Origin of the sequence: Vibrio sp. 1727, from assembly GCF_033344415.1 — a bacterium.
GTDB lineage: Bacteria > Pseudomonadota > Gammaproteobacteria > Enterobacterales > Vibrionaceae > Vibrio > Vibrio alginolyticus.
Genome location: NZ_JAWPOT010000087.1, coordinates 1 through 1062, shown reverse-complemented (window position 1 = coordinate 1062; position 1062 = coordinate 1). Strand labels below are relative to the sequence as shown.

Here is a 1062-nt window from a genome sequence, read left to right as displayed (position 1 = left end):
AGCCGAGGTGAAAATCCAAATGATAGTGCCTTTGAAAAGCAAACTTGTGGTATTTCGCCTCGATCAGACTCAGTTGGTCATGGTCGGTCGCGTAGTATTGAATCTGTTCCATTACATACAAAAAAAGCTTGGTCACATAATGACCAAGCTTATCCATCAATTGTTAGATTGTCTTGTAAAAAACGATCACTGTGACTGAATGGCTCGGCGTGAACGGCGATTGTTGCGCAGCCCATCGAAGCTAAATACCACAAGAGCTCCCCAAATAAAGGCGAACGTAATCGCTTTATCCATCGTGAAGGTCTCGCCGTAAATTAACACTGCAAGCAAGAACATCAGGCTAGGGCCGATGTACTGGAAAAAGCCGAGCGTTGATAATTTGAGGCGAGTCGCGGCACCAGTGAAGCACAGCAATGGCAAGGTCGTCACCACACCTGCTGCAATCAACAACGTATTGAGCTGCCATGGGTTTTCAATCATGTTTGCCGTTGGTGAACTGGCAATAAACAGAAGATAAACGGCGGCAGCGGGTAATAAGATTAGCGTTTCGACAAACAAACCCGTTTGAGCATCCACCGCGACTTTCTTACGTAGCAAACCGTAAAAACCAAAGCTCATCGCCAACACCATCGCTACAATCGGCACCGAACCAAAGACGATCAACTGCACCAAAACGCCACATCCTGCCAATACCACAGCAAACCATTGCAGCTTACGTAGTCGTTCGCCCAAGAACACCATACCTAGCAACACGTTGATAAGCGGGTTGATGTAATAGCCTAAGCTGGCATCCAGCATGTGATTGGAGTTAACCGCCCAAATGAAGATCAGCCAGTTGCCACCAATCAATACCGAACTGGAAAGCAAATACGCGATTTTCTTTTTATCTGTGGCGATGTGATAAACCGAGCGCCAGTGACGGCCAAAATGAAGAAGTGCGGCAAGCAAAAAGAAAGACCAAATCACTCGGTGGCTTAGGATCTCGAGAGGAGACACTTGTGCTATCGATTTAAAGTACATGGGCGCAATGCCCCACATCGTGTACGCGCCAACCGCAAGGAG

1 protein-coding gene and 1 pseudogene are annotated in these 1062 nt (G+C 47.4%); both read right to left on the bottom strand.

Going from position 1 to position 1062, the window contains the following annotated elements; genetic code table 11:
- Positions 1–112, bottom strand: a pseudogene (locus R8O10_RS23985) (AraC family transcriptional regulator); the annotation flags it as partial.
- Between the two features lie 74 nt (positions 113–186).
- A partial coding sequence (gene rarD / locus R8O10_RS23980) for an EamA family transporter RarD (protein ID WP_318191795.1) occupies positions 187–1062 on the bottom strand: 876 nt, incomplete at its 5' end.